Raw genomic sequence first — 17,573 nt, 5'->3', positions numbered from 1 at the left:
ACAAGCCTAAACCCCTTCCGACGGCGCTCGGCACCGGGCAACGGATGAGCGCGCGGATCGCAGCATCCTCCCAGCGGGCCGCTCCGACGACCGCCGCCCACCGCCCGTGGAGGAGCGGGGCATAGCCTGAGGACATGGAGTTCTATCGCACGACGCCGCGGCACGACCTCACGTACTCCGACGTCTTCCTGGTGCCGAGCCGGTCGGGCGTGACGAGCCGGCTCGACGTGTCGCTCGCGCCCGACGACGGGTCGGGGGCGAGCATCCCCATCGTCTCGGCGAACATGAACTCGGTGACCGGACCCCGCCTCGCGGCGACGCTCGCGCGCCGCGGCGGGATCGGCGTGCTGCCGCAGGACCTGCCGCTGCAGGAGCTCGACGAGGCGATCCGCTGGGTGAAGTCCCGTCCCGCCCGGTTCGACGTGCCGCACGCGTTCTCGGCCGACCGCACCGTCGCCGATGCGCTCGAGGTGCTGCCGGCCGTCGAGGGTCACGGCATCGTGCTCCACGACGACGAGGGAGCGTACGCCGGAACGATCCCGGCGACGCGCCTCGCGACGGCCCTGCCCGACGCCCGGCTCGGCGACCTCGTGCACGGCGCGATCCCGTCGCTCGACGCCGACGACGTCGACACGCCCCGTCGCGCGTTCGACCTGATGGTCGACGCCGGCATCGACTTCGCACCGATCCTCGAGCACGGACGGGTCATCGGGACGCTGAGCCGCCGCAGCGCGCTGCGCGGAACGGTCTCCGAACCCAACACCGACTCCGCCGGCCGCCTCCGCGTCGCGGCCGCCATCGGCATCAACGGGGATGTCGAGGCCAAGGCGCGCGCGCTCGCCGGTGCCGGAGTCGACATGCTCGTGGTCGACACGGCGCACGGACACCAGGAGGGCATGATCCGCGCGGTCCGCGCCGTGCGCGCGGCGGGTCTCGGCATCCCGATCGTGGCGGGCAACATCGTCACGGCCGACGCGGTCGCCGACCTCGTGGAGGCGGGCGCCGACGTGCTGAAGGTCGGCGTCGGCCCGGGCGCGATGTGCACCACGCGGATGATGACCGCCGTCGGGCGCCCGCAGTTCTCCGCGGTGCTCGAGACCTCGGAGGCGGCGCGCGAGCACGGCGCGGCGGTCTGGGCGGACGGCGGGGTCCGGTACCCGCGCGACGTCGCCCTCGCGCTCGCCGCGGGCGCGGCATCCGTCATGATCGGCTCGTGGTTCGCCGGGACGATCGAAGCGCCCGGAACGCTCCGGCGCGATTCCGACGGACGCGTCTTCAAGGAGAGCTGGGGGATGGCCTCGACCAAGGCCGTCAAGGAGCGGTTCGGTCGACTCTCGCCGTACGAGCTCGCCCGCAAGGAGCTCTTCGCCGAGGGCATCTCGTCGTCGGCGATCTACCTCGACCCGTTGCGCCCGTCGCTCGAGGACCTGCTCGACATGATCACGTCGGGCGTGCGCAGCTCGTTCACCTACGCCGGTGCCCGATCGGTGCCCGAGTTCCGCGAGCGCGCGCTCGTGGGCATCCAGTCGGCCGCGGGCTACGAGGAGGGCAAGGCGCTACCGGTCAGCTGGTAGGCGGGCGCGCGACGGGGGCGTCACGGCTCGGGGAGCTCGCGGCATCCGCCGATATACTGGCTCGACCATGGACGACCCTCCCTCTGCGACCTCGCCCTGCCATAGACCCTCGCCCGTGACCGCGCGGGGAGGTGCGGATGTCTGAGTGGGTACTCCTCGGCATCGGCATCCTCCTCACGATCGGCACGGGCCTCTTCGTTGCGAGCGAGTTCGCGCTCGTGAACCTCGATCGCGCCGACCTCGAGGCCCGGCGCGCCAAGGGCGAGACCCGACTCGGGCTCACCATCGAGGGCCTCAAGATCACCTCGACGCACCTCTCGAGCGCCCAGCTCGGCATCACGCTGACGACGCTGCTCACCGGCTACACGATGGAGCCGGCGATCTCCTCGCTGCTCGCCGGGCCGCTGGCCGCCATCGGCGTGCCGCAGGCGTTCGTCCGCCCGGTCGGCGCGATCACGGCGGTCGTCGTCGCGACCCTGCTGTCGATGATCGTCGGCGAGCTCGTGCCGAAGAACTTCGCCCTCGCGCTTCCCCGGCAGACGGCGAAGGTCGTGATGCCGTTCCAGACGGCGTTCACCTGGGTGTTCCGCCCGGCCATCGCGGTGCTGAACGGCAGCGCGAACCGGCTGCTCCGGCTCGTCGGCATCGAGCCGAAGGAGGAGCTCTCGGGCGCCCGCTCGGCGGAGGAGCTCTCGAGCCTCGTGCGCCGCTCGGCGAGCGCCGGACTCCTCGAGCAGGACACCGCGACGCTGCTCGGGCGCACGCTGCGCTTCTCGGAGCACGACGCCTCCGACGTGATGACCCCGCGCCCGCGCGTCGCGGCCGTGCAGCGGACCGAACCCGCGGAGGCCGTGCTGGAGCTCGCGCGCCAGACCGGCTTCAGCCGGTTCCCCGTCTACGACGAGGACCTCGACGACGTCGTGGGCATCGTGCACGTCAAGCAGGCCGTCGCGGTGCCGCGCGAGAAGCGCGAGGTCGTGCCCGCATCGGCGCTGCAGTCCGACGCGCTCCGCGTTCCCGAGACGATCAAGCTCGATGCGCTCCTCGGCGAGCTGCGCGGCCGCGGCTACCAGATGGCCGTGGTCGTCGACGAGTACGGCGGCACGGCGGGCGTGGCGACGCTCGAGGACCTGGTGGAGGAGCTCGTGGGAGAGGTCTCCGACGAGCACGACCGCACGCGCGCGGGCGTCGTCCGGCGCGGCGAGTTCGTGAGCTTCCCCGGCATCCTGAGGCCCGACGAGCTGCTCGACCGCACCGGCATCCGGGTGCCGGAGGACGGCGCCTACGAGACCGTGGCCGGCTTCGTGATGGCGAGCCTCGGCCGACTCCCCGTCGTCGGGGACGAGGTCGAGGTGGAGGGCGGCACGTTCCGCGTCCAGCGGCTCGACGGCCGCCGCATCGACCGGATCCAGTTCTCACCCGTCACCGTGCCCACCCAGGCCGATGAGGGCGCGGCGCCCACCGTGGCCGGCGTGCGCGCGAGGGAGGTCGGACGATGAGCGACTGGGCCGGACTCGCCTGGCTGTTCGTGCTGCTGCTCGGCAACGCGTTCTTCGTCGGCGCCGAATTCGCGGTCATCTCCGCGCGTCGATCGCAGATCGAGCCGCTCGCCGAGCAGGGCAGCCGCAGTGCGAAGACCGCGCTCTGGGCGATGGAGCACGCGACGCTCATGCTCGCGATGAGCCAGCTCGGCATCACGATCTGCTCGCTGCTGATCCTGACGGTCTCGGAGCCCGCCATCCACCACCTGCTGGAGTACCCGCTCGAGCTCACCGGCTGGTCGCCCGAGGTGGTCTCCACGATCGCGTTCGTGATCGCCCTGCTGCTCGTCTCGTACCTTCACGTCGTCCTCGGCGAGATGGTGCCGAAGAACCTCTCCTTCTCGTTGCCCGACCGTGCGGTGCTGCTGCTCGCACCGCCCCTGGTGTTCACCGCGCGCATCTTCCGCCCGGTCATCGTCGCGCTGAACGCGACCGCGAACGGGGTGCTCCGGCTCTTCGGCGTGCAGCCGAAGAGCGAGGCGACCTCGACGTTCACCCTCGAGGAGGTGCAGACGATCGTGGTGCAGTCGCGCCGCGAGGGCGTGCTCGAGGACGCGAGTGGAACGCTGACGGCCGCGTTCGAGTTCACGACCAAGAAGGTGCGGGACGTCGCCGTGCCGATGGCCGAACTGGTCTGCCTTCCGGCGGACGCGACGCCGAGCGACGTCGAGCGCGCGGTCGCACGCCGCGGGTTCTCGCGGTACGTGCTCGCGGGCGGCGACGGCGAGCCCGTCGGGTACGTCCACCTGAAGGACGTCATCGACCTCGACGACGACGAGTTCGACGATCCCATCCCCGCGAAGCGGGTCCGGAGGGTGGTCTCGATCTTCGACGGGACCGACCTCGAGGACGCGCTCGCCTCGATGCGCCGACTCGGCACGCACCTGGCCCGCGCATTCGACGACCAGGGTCGGACGACGGGCGTGGTCTTCCTCGAGGACATCATCGAGGAGCTCGTCGGCGAGGTGCAGGATGCCACCCGGAGGGGGTGAGGCGGCCGTCGCGAGGTCGGCGTAGACTCGCCCCGTCTCCGAGAGGTGAGGTGGTCTCATGTTCGAGAACTCGATGGCGACGGCCGTGCTCGCGGCGTCCGACCTGGAGCGGGCGCAGCGATTCTGGCACGACACCTTCGGCCTGGATCCGGTCTCGACCGACATGGGCGGTGCGACGTATGTCATCGGCGGCGTCGCGGTGCTCGTCTACGAATCCGAGTTCGCCGGGACGAACAAGGCGACGGCGTTCGGCATCATGACCGACGACCTCGACCGCGACATGGCGGAGCTCCGGTCGAAGGGCGTCGTGTTCCACGACTACGACATGCCCGAGATCAAGACCGAGAACGGCGTGGTCGACATGGACGGCGAACGCGGGGCGTGGTTCGACGACAGCGAGGGCAACATCATCGCGCTCTCGCAGCCCACGTCCGTCACGCTCGACGAGGCTCGGCGGATGCTCGCCGCGGCATCAGGCTGAGCCCCGGAACCTGACCGCGCGAGTCCGTCAGAACTCGCCGTCGTTGTCCTCCGGCCGTGCCCGGAGGTACTGCGGCGGCCAGATCGCGGCGTCGGCGCCGAGCGCGTTCGCAGCGCGCAGCGCGAGGTGCGGGTCGCGCATCATCGCCTTGCCGAACATGACTGCGTCCGCCGCGCCAGATGACACGAGCCGCTCGGCCTGCTCGGGCGTCGTGATCCGGCCCACCGCCGACACCGACACGCCCGCCCGGCCGCGGACGAACTCCGCGTGCACGGCCTGGTACGCCGGTCCGACGGGGATGCGGACGTCGCGGACGAGCCCGCCCGTCGAGATGTCGAAGAAATCGGCCCCGGCCTCGGCCGCCCATCCGGCCACCGTCGAGGTCTGCTCCTCGTCCCAGCCGCCGGGCGCCCAGTCGGTCGCCGAGAAGCGCACGAACAGCGGCATCCGCTCGCCGATCTCGGCGCGGACCGCGCGAACGATCTCGAGCAGCAGGCGCGCACGGCCCTCGAGGTCGCCGCCCCAGCCGTCCTCGCGGAGGTTCGACAGGGGCGACAGGAACTGGTGCACGAGATACCCGTGGGCGGCATGGACCTCGACGACGTCGAAGCCCGCGGCGACCGCCCGGCGTGCGGCGGCGCGGAAGTCCTCGATCACCGCGACGATGCCCGCCTCGTCCAGCGCCTCGGGCCTGCGGAGTCCGTCGAAGGCGATCGCCGACGGCGCGACCGTGGTCCAGCCGCCCTCGTCGAGCGGCTGCGAACCGCGCCGGTCCACGGTCTCCGGCCACACCGACGCCTTGCGGCCCGCGTGTGCGAGCTGGATGCCCGAGGCCGCGCCCTGCGACCGGATGAACCGGGTGATGCGGGCCCAGGCCGCGGCCTGCTCGTCGTTCCACAGTCCCGTGTCGTAGTCGGAGATCCGGCCCTCGGGGTTCACGGCCGTCGCCTCGGCGATCACCAGGCCGGCGCCGCCGGCCGCCATCGAGCCGAGGTGGACCAGATGCCAGTCGTGCGGGACGCCGTCGCGTTCGGTCACCGAGTACTGGCAGAGCGGAGGGACCCAGATCCGGTTGCGGATCTCGAGGTCGCGGATCGTGATCGGTCGGAAGAGGGCGGGAGTTCCCGCCGGCGCCTCCGTCGGGCGCGGGACGGCGAGGCTCATGCGGCCAGACCTCGCAGCCACGACTCGAGGCCCGAGGCATCCGTGAACACGTGCCCGGCGCCCCCGACCGCGATGGCGCCGTCCACGTTCACGGCCTTGTTGTCGACGAACAGGAGCTGGTCGGGCGAGATGTCGAGCTCGCGCATCACGTGCGCGAAGATCTCGGCCTCGGGCTTGACCATGCGCAGTTCTCCGCTGATGAAGACCGCGTCGAACAGCGGCGCGAACGACCCGTGCCGCAGCCAGCCGCCGAAGTCGGCTCCGGCGTTCGAGAGCAGGGCGAGGCGGGTGCCGCCGTCGCGGAGGGCGTGCAGGATCGCGAGCGTGCCCGGGTCGACGCTGAGCCATCCGCGATGGTCGATCGCCCACAGCTCGTGACGGTCGACCTCGGACCAGTCGGTGCCGAGGTCCCGGGCGACGCGGGCCCAGTAGTCGGAGATCGCGAGCGTGCCGCGGTCGAGTTCGTCGCGGTGCGTCCAGTACGAGCGCCAGAACGCCGCGGCGCCGTCGCCCGCGACTCCGGCCCGCGCGAGCAGCGCGGCACGGTCGGCGTCGGACGGGGAGTGCGAGATGACCTCGCCGTAGTCGAAGACGACCACTCGGGGCGACAGGGCGATCGGCGCGGGAATGGTCGCGGGCATGCCCATCAACCTATCGTTGGAATCATGGCAACCGGGACGTGGCGCGAATGGACGCTCGACGACGCATCCGACTGGCTGAGCGAGCCGGGCGCGGATGACGACAAGTACCGCCGCGGGGTCCTCGGCGTCATCACCGGCTCGCCCGACTATCCCGGCGCAGCGGTGCTCGGCGTCGAAGCCGCGCACCGCACCGGGGTGGGCATGGTGCGGTTCACCGGTCCACGCGCGGTGCGGCGGGCGGTGCTCGCTGCTCGCCCCGAGACGGTCGCCGTCCCGGGTCGGGTGCAGGCATGGCTGCTCGGATCGGGCATGGACTCGACGAACCGTTCGTTCCGGCTCGCGGGCGAACTGCAGCACGCCCTCGCGTCCGGCCTGCCGTCCGTGCTCGATGCGGGCGGGCTCGACCTCGTCGGCTCGCACACCGGGCCGACCGTGATCACGCCCCACAGCCGAGAGCTCGCACGCCTCCTGCACGATCGCGACACCCCGTGCACCGTGGAGGAGATCGACGCCGATCCTGCCGGGTGGGCAGAACGGACCGCTCGTCAGCTCCGGGTCGCGGTCCTCCTGAAGGGAGCGGTCACGCACCTGTGCGACCCCGACGGCACCAGGATCACCGTGACGGAGTCGACGCACTGGCTCGCGAGCGCCGGCACGGGCGACGTCCTGGGCGGCATCATCGGTGCGCTCGCGGCCACCCACCACGAGCGCCTCGCACACGACGCCGCCGCGATCACGCACCTCGCCGCGACCGCGGCCCTCATCCACTCGGAGGCCGCGCGCCGCGCGAGCGACGCATGGGAGGGCGGGCCGGTGACCGCGCTGGACGTGGCGCGCGCGGTTCCCGCGGTCATCGGCGGCCTCCTGCGACGCTGAGCGGTTCGCGGGGAACGCGCGGCTAGGCTCGGGTGCCATGGCGGAGTCCGGCACCGAGGTCGCGGGGCACCGTCCGGGAGCCCCTCGTCGCCCACGCTTCCGCCCCGGCGGGCGGGGCGCACTGTGGCTCGCATTCGGCGCCGTGCACCTCGGGCTCGCCCTGCTGAACCTCTACGCGACGGGTTGGCCGCTCGGCGACGTCACGGCCGTCTACCGGGTGTGGGCGGAGACCGCGCAGCTCGGATTCCTCCGTATGGGGATCGACACCCCGTGGGTGTACCCGATCCTGGCGTTCGCTCCCATGACGGCGGCGCTCGCGTTCGGCTCCGCCTGGTACGGGGTGACCTGGCTCGGCATGGTGACGCTCCTCGACGCGATCGCGTTCTCGGTGCTCCTCGGCCGCGGAGTCGTCTCCCGGCGACGCCGGGCGGCGGCGTGGTGGTGGCTCGCGTTCCTCGCACTGCTCGGCCCGATCGCGCTCGGCCGCATCGATGCCGTCACGGTGCCGTTCGCCGTCGTCGGCCTGCTGTGGGCGGCCGGCAGGCCCCGCGTGGCCGCGGTGCTCGTCACGATCGCGACGTGGATCAAGGTGTGGCCGGCGGCGATCGTGGCGGCGATGCTCGTCGCGCTCCGGCGCCGGTTCGAGGTGTTCACGGTCGCCGCGACGCTCTCGATCGGCATCCTCGGGGTGAGCCTGCTCGCCGGTTCGGGCGCGAACGCGCTCGGGTTCGTGGCCGAGCAGGCGGACCGCGGGCTGCAGATCGAGGCGCCGCTGGCGGTCATCTGGTTGTGGTGGATCGTGGCGGGGACCGACGCCGCGACGATCGTCTACGACCGGGACATCCTGACCTTCCAGATCGAGGGCCCCGGGGCGGATGTCGCGGCCGCGCTCACCACCCCGTTGATGGCGGTCGGACTCGCCGCCGTGCTCGCGACGGGAGTGCGCGCCGCGCGGCGCGACGCGCATGTCGGCGCGCTGCTGCCGCCGCTCGCGCTCGCCTTCACCACGGTGCTCATGCTCGCCAACAAGGTCGGGTCGCCGCAGTTCGTCACCTGGCTCGCAGCACCGGTCGTACTCGGCGTCGTCATCGGCGGCGCCCGGTTCCTCACGCCCGCGGCGCTCGCGGCGGCCATCGCGGCGCTCACGCACGTGATCTACCCGTACTGGTACAGCTGGCTGCTCATCGCCAATCCGGGGTTCGTGCTGCTGCTCACGGTGAAGGTCGTGCTGCTGGGCGTCCTGCTCGGGTGGGCGGTGCGCGCGGTGTGGCAGGCTGGGAGCGAACAGCGCCCGCGAACGGCGTCGTGACCTCCGGCGCTGCGCGCCGTCGACCCCGGGGAGGGATTCGCATGCTGGTGGCGTTCTCGGTCGCACCGAGTGGCACGGGACGAAGCGACGGGTCGGTGCACGACGCGGTGGCCGCCGCGGTGCGTATCGTCCGCGAGTCGGGTCTGCCGAACCGCACGACGTCGATGTTCACGGAGCTCGAGGGGGAGTGGGACGAGGTGATGCGCGTCGTGAAGGAGGCGTGCGACGCGGTCGGCGAGTACGGCTCGCGGGTCTCCCTCGTGCTCAAGGCCGACATCCGACCCGGGTACTCGGGCGAGCTCGACGCGAAGGTCGATCGGCTCGAGGCCGCCATCGAGAACGACGGCTGAGTCCTGCGACCGTCGGGGCGTCGCGACGTGCCGCGGCGTGTCGCGATACGCGGTGACGTGCCGCCGCGTGCCGCCGTCCGGTGGGGCCGGACCGTTTTTCGAATCGATTCGATCCGTGCGATGATCGCACGGTGACTCCCGAGACCAACGGGCCGACGACCCCGTCGCCGGCGCGCATCCGCTTCGCCCTCCTCGCGCTCGCGATGGGCGGCTTCGGCATCGGCGCGACCGAGTTCGTCGCCATGGGCCTGCTGCCCGACATGGCCGCCGACCTCCTGCCGGGCCTGTCGGCCGAGTCGACGGATGCCGCGAACGCCGCCGCGGGCTGGATCATCTCGGCGTACGCCCTCGGCGTGGTCGTCGGCGCCCCCACGATCGCGGCCGCCGCGGCCCGGTGGCCGCGCAAGCGTCTCCTGCTCGCCCTGCTCGCCGCCTTCAGCCTCGGCACGATCGCATCGGCGCTCCTGCCGACGTTCGAGCTCGTCGTCGCCGCGCGCTTCGTCGCGGCGCTCCCGCACGGCGCCTACTTCGGCATCGCCTCGCTCGTCGCCGCGAGCCTCATGGGGCCGGGCAAGCGCGCCCGCGGCGTGGCACTCGTGCTCTCGGGGCTCACCATCGCCAACGTCGTCGGAGTCCCGCTCATCACGTGGCTCGGCCAGCAGGCCGGCTGGCGCATCGCCTACCTCGCGGTCGCCGCCATCTTCGTCGCCACGTTCCTCGCCGTCGCGATCGCCGTGCCCTGGCAACCCGGCGACGCCGCCGCCACCATGAAGCGGGAGCTCCGCATCTTCACGCGAGCGCAGGCGTGGTTCGCCCTCGCGATCGGAGCGATCGGGTTCGGCGGCCTGTTCTCCGTCTACAGCTACGTCGCGCCCCTCGCGACCGAGGTGACCGGGCTGCCGACCGGGGCCGTGCCGTACGTGCTCGTCGTCTTCGGCCTCGGCATGACGATCGGCAACCTCGTGGGCGGGCGGCTCGCCGACTGGAGCGTGCGCCGATCGATGTACCTGTTCTTCGCCGCCCTCGCCGGCGCGCTCGTCCTGCTCGGCGTCACGGCGGAGCATCCGCTCGGCCTGGGCGCCGGCGTCTTCCTCGTCGGCGCATCCGCGGCGGCCCTGTCGCCAACCATCCAGGCCCGCCTCATGGACGTCGCCCGCGACAGCCAGTCGATCGCCGCCGCCCTGAACCATTCGGCGCTCAACATCGGCAACAGCCTCGGCGCGATCTTCGGCGGGATGGTCATCGCCGCCGGACTCGGCTACGTCGCCCCGGTCTGGGTCGGCCTCATCCTCACCATCGCGGGCATCCTGCTCGCCGTCGGCACCTTCGCGCTCGATCGGGCGCGTCGTCGCCGCGGCATCCCGCTGCCCTCGGTGACCGGGGCGTTGGGCGCGATCGGCGACTGAGGAGGCGTGCCTACTCGGACTGCAGGAGGATGCCGTCGGCGATCGCGCGCTTCCGGAGCGCGACCTTCGTGCCGACGTCGTAGCCGGCGAGACGGTACTTCTCCCGGATGCGCTTGAGGTAGCTCTTCGCGGTCTCCTCGGAGATGCCGAGCTGGAATGCGACCGCCTTGACGGGCTGGCCCGCTCCGTAGAGCGCCATCACGCGTCGCTCCTGGGCGCTGAGACGCGGCGCCGCGCCGTCGGTCTGCAGTGCGTCCTCGAGCTCCTGCGACAGGTACTGATCGCCGTTCCGCGCGGCGCGGATGGCCTCGACGATCGTCTCGACGGGTTCGGACTTGACGAGGTAGCCGAGTGCGCCGGCGCCGAGCGCCTCGCGGACCACGGCCGGCTCGGAGTACGTGCTCATGAGCATCGTGCGAACGCCCGCCGACTTCAGCGTGGAGAGCTTGATCGAGATCGGGATGTTGTCGCGGAGGTCCAGGTCGAGCAGCACCACGTCCACCGGGAACTCCGGGTGCGCGAGCAGTTCGGACCACGACGGGACGGCGGCGACGAGATCGACGTCGTCGGTCGCGCCCCTCAACCACTCGGTCAGGGCGCCGAGCAGCATGCGGTGGTCGTCCACGACGGCGAGTCGGATGGGCGGCAGCGCGGGTTCGGGCACGTCAGGCTCCCCTCGGGTTGACGGCGCTGGGCGGCGCCGGATTCCGGACCGTGGGGTCGATCCGGCACTCGAGGTCGATCCGGAACCCCTCCGGACCCGGAACGATCTCGTGTACACCGACATTATCGAGTGCGTCCCATGCTGCCGCATCGAGGCGACGCGCCGTGAGGCCCGACACGTCGAGCCCGATCGCGACGGCCGACAGCTCGGCCGACCGCGACCCGTCGTCAGGGCCGTCGTCGTCGCGCGAGCCGATCTCGGCCTCGCGGCAGCGGACGCGGACCTCCAACGGCGGCTCGTTGGACTTGCGTCGTCGCTGCCCGGCGACCAGCCACAGCGCGAGCAGGAGCCCCTCGCGCTGGGCGGGCGAGAGCAGCCCCGCCAGGCCCTGGGCGTCGTCGACGCTGACGCGTCGGCTCAGGTAGGCCGACTCGGTGACCGCATGGCGGAGCCAGGTGTCGGTGCGCCCCTCGATGAGCCGGATGCGCAGCCGGGCGGCGAGGCTGGCGGCCCGTTCGGCGGCATCGACCGGCAGCGGGATCGAGATGCGCCCCGACCCCACGTCCTCGAGCAGCGCCTCGGCGTCGTAGTCGAGTTCCGCGAGTTCCTCGGAGGCGCGCATCCCGACGGCGGAGCGCGGGGTCGCGACGGTCGACTGCACGAGCGAGAGGTCGAGCTCGCGACCGACGAGTCGGCGGAACCCGCGGACGCCGATGGCGACGAGCACCACCGGGACGACCGCGGTGGCGGCGATCGCCAGCCCGACCACGGTCCACGATCGGGCGGCCTCCACCTGGAGGAGCGCGGCGATCGCGAGCACGGCGGCGATGACGGCCGAGGCCGCCATCGGGGTGCGCGTCTCGCGGAGCGCCGCGACCGGCAGGAGGAGCGCCGCGGCGGCCGGTGCGGCCGTGGGCGTGATGCCGAGGTGCAGGAGGCCGGCGGTCGCCGAGAGGTCCATCGCGACCGGCACGGCGAGCGCGGCGAGGACGAGCACGTGCGTCCAATCGGCCACGCGGGTGAGGCCGCGGGTGGCGATCACGGTCGCGACCGCGACGATCGCGAACGCGATCCATGCCGGCCCCGAGCCCGTGCCCGGCGGGAAGACGCCGATGAGTCCCACCGCATGGGCGAAGTGGGCGAGGACGATGACTCCCGATGCCGCGGTGATGCCGATCGCGAGGCGCCGACCGCCGTGGGCGCTGCGGATGTCCTCGGCGGCGCGCGCCGACCGGCGCGGGCGATCGAACTGGATCTCGTGCGTGGTGTCGGGCGGTGCCTCGGCCTCGTGGGTGCGTCGGAAGGGATTCACGGCTTCGGAACCTCCAGCATGACCGTCGTCCCCGATCCCGGCGAGCTGAAGACCCTCGCACGACCGCCGACGGCGTGGAGCCGGCCGACGACCGACTCGGCGAAGCCGAGGCGCGCCGGATCGACCGCCGCGGGCTCGAAGCCGGCGCCCTGGTCGGTCACCATCGCTCGGACCGTGTGCTCGTCGTCGGTCACGGTGACGTCCGCGATGCTCACGCCGGCGTGCCGGCGGACGTTCTCGAGGCATTCGCCCAGCGCGCCGAGCAGGGCGTCGAGGGCATCCTTCGGAAGCACGAGATGGTTCGCGCCGTGCCAGTTGACGTCGAGCCCGAGTCGCGCGAAGCGCTGCCGGACGGACTCGAAGGTGGCGCCGAGCCCGTCGTCTGTGGACTCGGGCGAGAAAATCGCGCTCGATCCGTTGTCGAGCGGCGCGCCCAGCCGCAGTTGCTTGAGCAGTCTCGCGTCGTCTCCCGCCTGCTGGCGCAGCGGACCGGTCTCGACCCCGACGCCCGAGTGGGCGAGGAGGCTGAGCGTGGCGAGGACGGTGTCGTGCAGCACGCGGGCGTCCTGACGCTGCTGGGCCTCCGATTCGCTCGCGAGGCGCTCGGCCTCGTGCGCACGCCCCACCTCGTCGATCCGCTCCGCGGCACGGTCGATGGCCCGCGCGAGCCAGATCCCGACGATCCCGCACGCGACCCAGCCGGCGACCGTGGCGACGACCACCAGGCGGACGTCGGCACCGGACGCCGCGGACGCGCCCAGGGCGACGAGGATCGACGCCGCGCTCGCCACGATCACCGCGGGGCCCGCCGGACGGACGACGAGCGGGATCGCGAGGGCGGCGGTGGAGAGTGCCCCGACGGCCGCCATCGCGGTCGCCCCTGCCGGATCGAGTGTCGGATCGAGGCCGATGACGAGGAGCAGCACCGTGGCCGCGGCCATCGCGCCGATCGTCGCGGCCAGCGCGCCCCGGGCGGTCGCGAGACCGATGAGGACCGCCATGCCGACGACGAGCGCCGCAGCGAGGGCGAACCGGGATGGTCCGATCGCGCCGGGAACCACGATGCAGGCGAGCGCGACGGCGGCGCCGGTGAGCCCGCCGACCCGAGCGAGACGACGCAACAGCCGGTCGCGCTCCTTGTCGATCCGCCGCATGCCACCCCCTCGCCGTCGGCGCCGTCGCTCACGCCACGCGGCAGCGTTCCTTCTCGAAGATAGCTCAGAACGTCCCCCGTATGCGGGACAGAAGGCCCGAAGCGGGGTCCCGGGTCCGGATCCGGTCAGGCGGCGAGGAGCCGGCGGAGCTCCGCGGCGACCGCGTCATCCTCGATCAGGAACGCGTCGTGACCGTAGTCGGACCGAAGGACCACTGGGTCGTCGCCGTGGATCGTGTTCCGGACTCCCGCGGCGATCTCGCGCTGGCCCTCGAGCGAGAAGTAGCGGTCGCTGTCGATACCGAGTACGAGCGTCGTCGCCTCGATGCGGTCGAGCGCCGCGCCGACGCCCCCGCGGCCGCGACCGATGTCGTGCGAGTTCATCGCCTCGGTGAGCGCGAGGTAGCTGTTCGCGTCGAACCTGCGGGTGAACTTGTTGCCGTGGAAGTCGAGGTACGACTCGACCGCGAAGCGCCCGCCGCCGCCGAGCGGATCGAGCCCGGACTGCCAGCCGCGCTCGAAACGCTGGTTCAGCTCGACGGGCGTGCGGTAGTTGAGCATCGCCATGCGACGTGCGAGCGCGAGACCGCGTGTGGGGCCCTCGCCGTCGGGCGCGTCGTAGTACGCCCCGCCTCGGAAGGCCGGGTCGCTGCGGACCGCCTCGAGCTGCACCGAGTTCAGTGCGATCTGGTCGGCGGTCGTCGCGGCGGGCGCCGCGAGCACGGCGATGCGCGCGACCGACTCCGGAGCCATGAGCGCCCACTCGAGGACGTGCATCGCGCCCATCGAGCCGCCCACGACGGCCGCGAACCGCTCGATGCCGAGCTCGCGGGCGAACGCCGCCTGCGCGGCGACCTGGTCGCGGATCGTGACGAACGGGAATCGCGCCCCCCACTCGACGCCGTCGGGCGCGAGCGAGGCGGGACCCGTCGAGCCCTGGCATCCGCCCAGTACGTTCGGCGCCACCACGAACCAGCGGTCGGTGTCGATCGCACGGCCGGGACCGACGACGCCGGGCCACCACCCCGCGCTCGCGTGGGCCGGGCCGGCGGGACCGATCACGTGACTGTCTCCCGTGAGCGCGTGGAGGACGAGTACCGCGTTGTCGCGCGCCGGCGACAGCGCGCCCCACGACTCGTACGCGATGCGCACGTCGGGGAGGACCTGGCCCGACTCGAGCTCGAGCGCGCCGATCCTGGCGAACCGGCGGTCTCCGACCGGGTCGCCCTCGCGCCAGGCGCCCGTGGCGGGCGCTCGCCCGGCGAGCTGGTGGGCGGCGCGGGCCTCGGGCACGATGCTCGCGGGCACCGTCTCCGAGGTCGTCTGCCAGTCCATGCTCCGATTCTCCCCGACCCGGTGGGCGGCCGCGGCACTGTTACGCCGGGCCGGACACGACGGATGCCGCGCCCCCGGGGGACGCGGCATCCGTCTCGTGTGCCCGGTCGCGAGACCCGGGCCGCTAGACCCGAGCGGCCTCGCTCGCCCGCCGCGCGGCCGCGAGGCCGGCCTCGAGGTCGGCCCTGAGGTCGTCGACGTTCTCGATGCCCACGGAGAGCCGCACGAGGCCGGGGGTGACGCCCGTCGTGAGCTGCTGCTCGGGCGTGAGCTGCGAGTGCGTCGTCGAGGCGGGGTGGATGACCAGCGAGCGGACGTCGCCGATGTTCGCGAGGTGGCTGAACAGCGACAGGTTGTCGACGAGCGCCCGCCCGGCGTCCACGCCGCCCTTCAGCTCGAAGGAGAGCACCGCGCCGACCCCCTTCGGCGCGTAGGTGTTCGCCGCCGCGTACCAGGGGCTCGAGGGCAGGCCCGAGTAGTTGACGTGCGCCACGTCGGGGTGGCGGTCGAGCCACTCGGCGATCTCCTGCGCGTTCTGCGTGTGCCGCTCGACGCGGAGCGAGAGCGTCTCGATGCCCTGGATGAGCTGCCAGGCGCTCGCCGGGGCGATCGATGCGCCGAGGTCCCGGAGCAGCTGGACGCGGGCCTTGATGATGTACGCGAGTGCGTCGCCCACCGCTGCCGTGTAGCTCGCCCCGTGGTACGACGGGTCGGGCTCGGTGAGCCCGGGGAACTTCTCGACGTTCTTCGACCACTCGAAGCGTCCGCCGTCGACGATCACTCCGCCGATGACCGTGCCGTGGCCGCCGAGGAACTTCGTGGCCGAGTGGATGACGATGTCGGCGCCGTGCTCGAACGGCCGGATGAGGTAGGGCGTCGCGATCGTGTTGTCGACGATCAGCGGGATGCCGGCCTCGTGCGCGATGCCCGAGACGAGCCCGATGTCGAGGATGTTGATCTTCGGGTTGCCGATGGTCTCGGCGAAGAACAGCTTCGTGTTCGGGCGCACGGCGCGTCGCCACTCGTCGGCGTCGTCCTGGTTCTCGACGAACGTCGTCTCGATGCCGAGCTTCGCGAGCGTGTACTTGAAGAGGTTGTACGTGCCGCCGTAGATCGACGACGACGACACGATGTGGTCGCCGGCCTGCGCGATGTTGAGCACGGCGAACGTCTCGGCGGCCTGGCCCGACGCCACGAGCAGCGCACCGCTGCCGCCCTCGAGCGCGGCGAGCCGCTCCTCGACGACCGCCTGCGTGGGGTTCATGATGCGCGTGTAGATGTTGCCGAACTCGGCCAGCGCGAAGAGGTTCTGGGCGTGCTCGGCGGAGTCGAAGACGTACGACGTCGTCTGGTAGATCGGCGTCGCGCGGGCCTTGGTCACCGGGTCGGGCGCGGCGCCCGAGTGGACCTGCTTGGTCTCGAATCGCCAGTCGGCGGCGTGGTCGGCCATGTGGGACTCCTTCACGAAACGGCGGTGCGGTCTCCGCCGCATCCGTCGCCCACCGTACGTCCGCTCCGGAGGGCGCTCAACGGCCGCCGCAACACGGCGTCATTCGCGCGCGCCGGGGCCCGGCTCCGATCGCGGCGGCGCGGGCGGCGCGGGCGGTCCGGGCGGCGGGGCCTCGGGCAGCGGCGGCAGCGCGTCGGGCGGGAGGACGAGCGTCCCGGTGGCGGTCGACGGCTCGGGACGGAACAGCCACCGCGCGCGCGGCTCGACGAGCGGGCGGAAGACACGCCGCACGGGCTTCAGCGAGAGCACGACCGAGACGCCGATGCAGAACACGATCATCGCCGGCAGCACCCACCACGGCTGCTCGCCCTCGAGGATCGGCGTCTCCCTGAGCGGGAACAGCACGAACGAGTGCAGCAGGTAGATGTACATCGTGGCGCTGCCGAACGCCGTGAACGGCGTGGTCCGGCGCGGCATCAGGATGAGGAACGCGACCGCGAGGAGCATCGCGAGCAGCAGCAGGAAGAGCCGGATGGCGCCCGACCATGGCTCGTCGTAGCCGATCGCCTCGTACGACTCGTCGTAGAGCATGAACCGGCGGAGCCTGAGGTCGCGCCAGGTCTCGATCGCCATGGGCAGCACGACGAGGAGCACCGAGAAGAGCGCGATCGCGCCCGCGCGCCAGCGCCAGGTCGCGGCGGTCGACAGGTCGAGCCATCGATCGGTGATCCGCCACTGCCTGAGTTTCCACCCGAACACGAAGAACGGGAACATGCCGAACGTGCGGGTGAGCGCAAGCGTGGAGTCGATCTCGACGGCGTAGCCGGCGCCGATCGAGATCGCGATCGCGATGAGGAGCGGGAAGCGGAGCAGGACCAGGTACGGCAGGGCGATGCGCCAGATCGCGAGGGCGATGAGGAACCACAGCGTCCACGACGCCGTGGTGTAGTCGAGCACGAAGTCCCCGCCGAGGGCGAACCGGATCACGGTCCAGATCGTCTCGAAGATGAAGTACGGGAAGACGATGTCGGTGAGGACCTGCCGCATCGCCCGCGCGTTCGGGGGTCCCGACTTGGCGAAGTAGCCGGAGACCGTGACGAACACGGCGACGTGGAACGAGTAAATGAAGAGGTAGACGCTGTAGGCCGCGTCGTCCTCGGCGATGAGCGGCAGGATGCCGTGGCCGATGACGACGAGCGTGATCGCGATCCATCTGGCGTTGTCCCACAGCGGCACCCGGCGCTTGCGGTGCGGTGCCCGGTGGGCATGGGGCTTGGCGGTCGGCTCCATCCGCCCATTCTCCCGCACCGGGCGACGGCGGCGCC

The 17,573-nt window shown here is 72.2% G+C and carries 16 protein-coding genes; 8 read left to right on the top strand and 8 right to left on the bottom strand.

Annotation, left to right across the window (positions count from 1 at the left end):
- The first annotated feature begins 134 nt into the window (after nt 1-134).
- The 4 genes from ACIQH8_RS01455 (at nt 135) to ACIQH8_RS01440 (ending at nt 4,588) form a co-directional block, all read left to right on the top strand.
- Nucleotides 135-1,574 (top strand): GuaB1 family IMP dehydrogenase-related protein, encoded by a 1,440-nt coding sequence (locus tag ACIQH8_RS01455; protein ID WP_400993883.1) that lies wholly within the window; start codon nt 135-137, stop codon nt 1,572-1,574.
- A gap of 137 nt (nt 1,575-1,711) precedes the next feature.
- Nucleotides 1,712-3,073, top strand: coding sequence for a hemolysin family protein (locus ACIQH8_RS01450; RefSeq protein ID WP_400993881.1), 1,362 nt, complete (start codon nt 1,712-1,714; stop codon nt 3,071-3,073).
- Entirely contained in the window at nt 3,070-4,107 is a 1,038-nt protein-coding gene (locus ACIQH8_RS01445; RefSeq protein WP_400993878.1) for a hemolysin family protein, read from the top strand. The genes ACIQH8_RS01450 and ACIQH8_RS01445 overlap by 4 nt, the downstream gene beginning before the upstream one ends.
- A 58-nt stretch (nt 4,108-4,165) precedes the next feature.
- Nucleotides 4,166-4,588: a VOC family protein gene (locus ACIQH8_RS01440; RefSeq protein ID WP_400993875.1), complete on the top strand. Its 423-nt coding sequence runs from the start codon at nt 4,166-4,168 to the stop codon at nt 4,586-4,588.
- A gap of 27 nt (nt 4,589-4,615) precedes the next feature.
- Here the strand turns inward: ACIQH8_RS01440 and ACIQH8_RS01435 are convergent, their stop codons facing one another.
- Together ACIQH8_RS01435 and ACIQH8_RS01430 are read right to left on the bottom strand one after the other, a co-directional pair.
- The gene (locus ACIQH8_RS01435) at nt 4,616-5,752 is read right to left on the bottom strand and encodes an NADH:flavin oxidoreductase/NADH oxidase (protein WP_400993873.1); all 1,137 of its coding nucleotides are present in this window, start codon (nt 5,750-5,752) and stop codon (nt 4,616-4,618) included.
- Nucleotides 5,749-6,393, bottom strand: a complete 645-nt coding sequence (locus ACIQH8_RS01430) for an HAD family hydrolase (protein ID WP_400993871.1) — start codon at nt 6,391-6,393, stop codon at nt 5,749-5,751. The genes ACIQH8_RS01435 and ACIQH8_RS01430 overlap by 4 nt, the downstream gene beginning before the upstream one ends.
- 24 nt (nt 6,394-6,417) lie before the next feature.
- Between ACIQH8_RS01430 and ACIQH8_RS01425 the strand changes: the two genes are divergently transcribed.
- The 4 genes from ACIQH8_RS01425 (at nt 6,418) to ACIQH8_RS01410 (ending at nt 10,334) form a co-directional block, all read left to right on the top strand.
- Nucleotides 6,418-7,269, top strand: coding sequence for an NAD(P)H-hydrate dehydratase (locus ACIQH8_RS01425; protein WP_400993868.1), 852 nt, complete (start codon nt 6,418-6,420; stop codon nt 7,267-7,269).
- Nucleotides 7,270-7,306: 37 nt separating this feature from the next.
- Nucleotides 7,307-8,578 (top strand): glycosyltransferase 87 family protein, encoded by a 1,272-nt coding sequence (locus ACIQH8_RS01420; protein WP_400993866.1) that lies wholly within the window; start codon nt 7,307-7,309, stop codon nt 8,576-8,578.
- A gap of 41 nt (nt 8,579-8,619) precedes the next feature.
- Complete coding sequence (locus ACIQH8_RS01415) at nt 8,620-8,928, top strand: MTH1187 family thiamine-binding protein (protein ID WP_400993863.1); 309 nt, start codon at nt 8,620-8,622, stop codon at nt 8,926-8,928.
- 131 nt (nt 8,929-9,059) lie between these two features.
- On the top strand, nt 9,060-10,334 hold the full coding sequence (locus ACIQH8_RS01410) for an MFS transporter (RefSeq protein WP_400993860.1): 1,275 nt from the start codon (nt 9,060-9,062) through the stop codon (nt 10,332-10,334).
- A gap of 10 nt (nt 10,335-10,344) precedes the next feature.
- On the opposite strand, the gene ACIQH8_RS01405 is transcribed toward ACIQH8_RS01410, so the two are convergent.
- The 6 genes from ACIQH8_RS01405 to ACIQH8_RS01380 all read right to left on the bottom strand — a co-directional run bounded on the left by ACIQH8_RS01405 (nt 10,345) and on the right by ACIQH8_RS01380 (nt 17,538).
- Entirely contained in the window at nt 10,345-10,998 is a 654-nt protein-coding gene (locus ACIQH8_RS01405; protein ID WP_400993858.1) for a response regulator, read from the bottom strand.
- 1 nt (nt 10,999) lies between these two features.
- Nucleotides 11,000-12,310 carry a hypothetical protein gene (locus ACIQH8_RS01400; RefSeq protein WP_400993856.1) on the bottom strand — a complete coding sequence of 437 codons (1,311 nt, stop codon included), beginning with the start codon at nt 12,308-12,310 and terminating at the stop codon, nt 11,000-11,002.
- Nucleotides 12,307-13,464 (bottom strand): sensor histidine kinase, encoded by a 1,158-nt coding sequence (locus tag ACIQH8_RS01395; RefSeq protein WP_400993853.1) that lies wholly within the window; start codon nt 13,462-13,464, stop codon nt 12,307-12,309. Before ACIQH8_RS01395 ends, ACIQH8_RS01400 begins: the two co-directional genes overlap by 4 nt.
- A 125-nt stretch (nt 13,465-13,589) precedes the next feature.
- Nucleotides 13,590-14,798, bottom strand: coding sequence for a homoserine O-acetyltransferase (locus ACIQH8_RS01390; protein WP_400993851.1), 1,209 nt, complete (start codon nt 14,796-14,798; stop codon nt 13,590-13,592).
- Nucleotides 14,799-14,922: 124 nt separating this feature from the next.
- Complete coding sequence (locus tag ACIQH8_RS01385; protein WP_400993849.1) at nt 14,923-16,248, bottom strand: bifunctional o-acetylhomoserine/o-acetylserine sulfhydrylase; 1,326 nt, start codon at nt 16,246-16,248, stop codon at nt 14,923-14,925.
- 99 nt (nt 16,249-16,347) lie between these two features.
- Nucleotides 16,348-17,538: an acyltransferase family protein gene (locus ACIQH8_RS01380; protein ID WP_400993846.1), complete on the bottom strand. Its 1,191-nt coding sequence runs from the start codon at nt 17,536-17,538 to the stop codon at nt 16,348-16,350.
- Nucleotides 17,539-17,573: the final 35 nt, after the last annotated feature.

It is taken from the genome of Agromyces sp. GXQ0307 (genome assembly GCF_044769845.1).
Classification (GTDB): domain Bacteria; phylum Actinomycetota; class Actinomycetes; order Actinomycetales; family Microbacteriaceae; genus Agromyces.
This window is presented reverse-complemented; position numbering and strand designations above follow the sequence as displayed.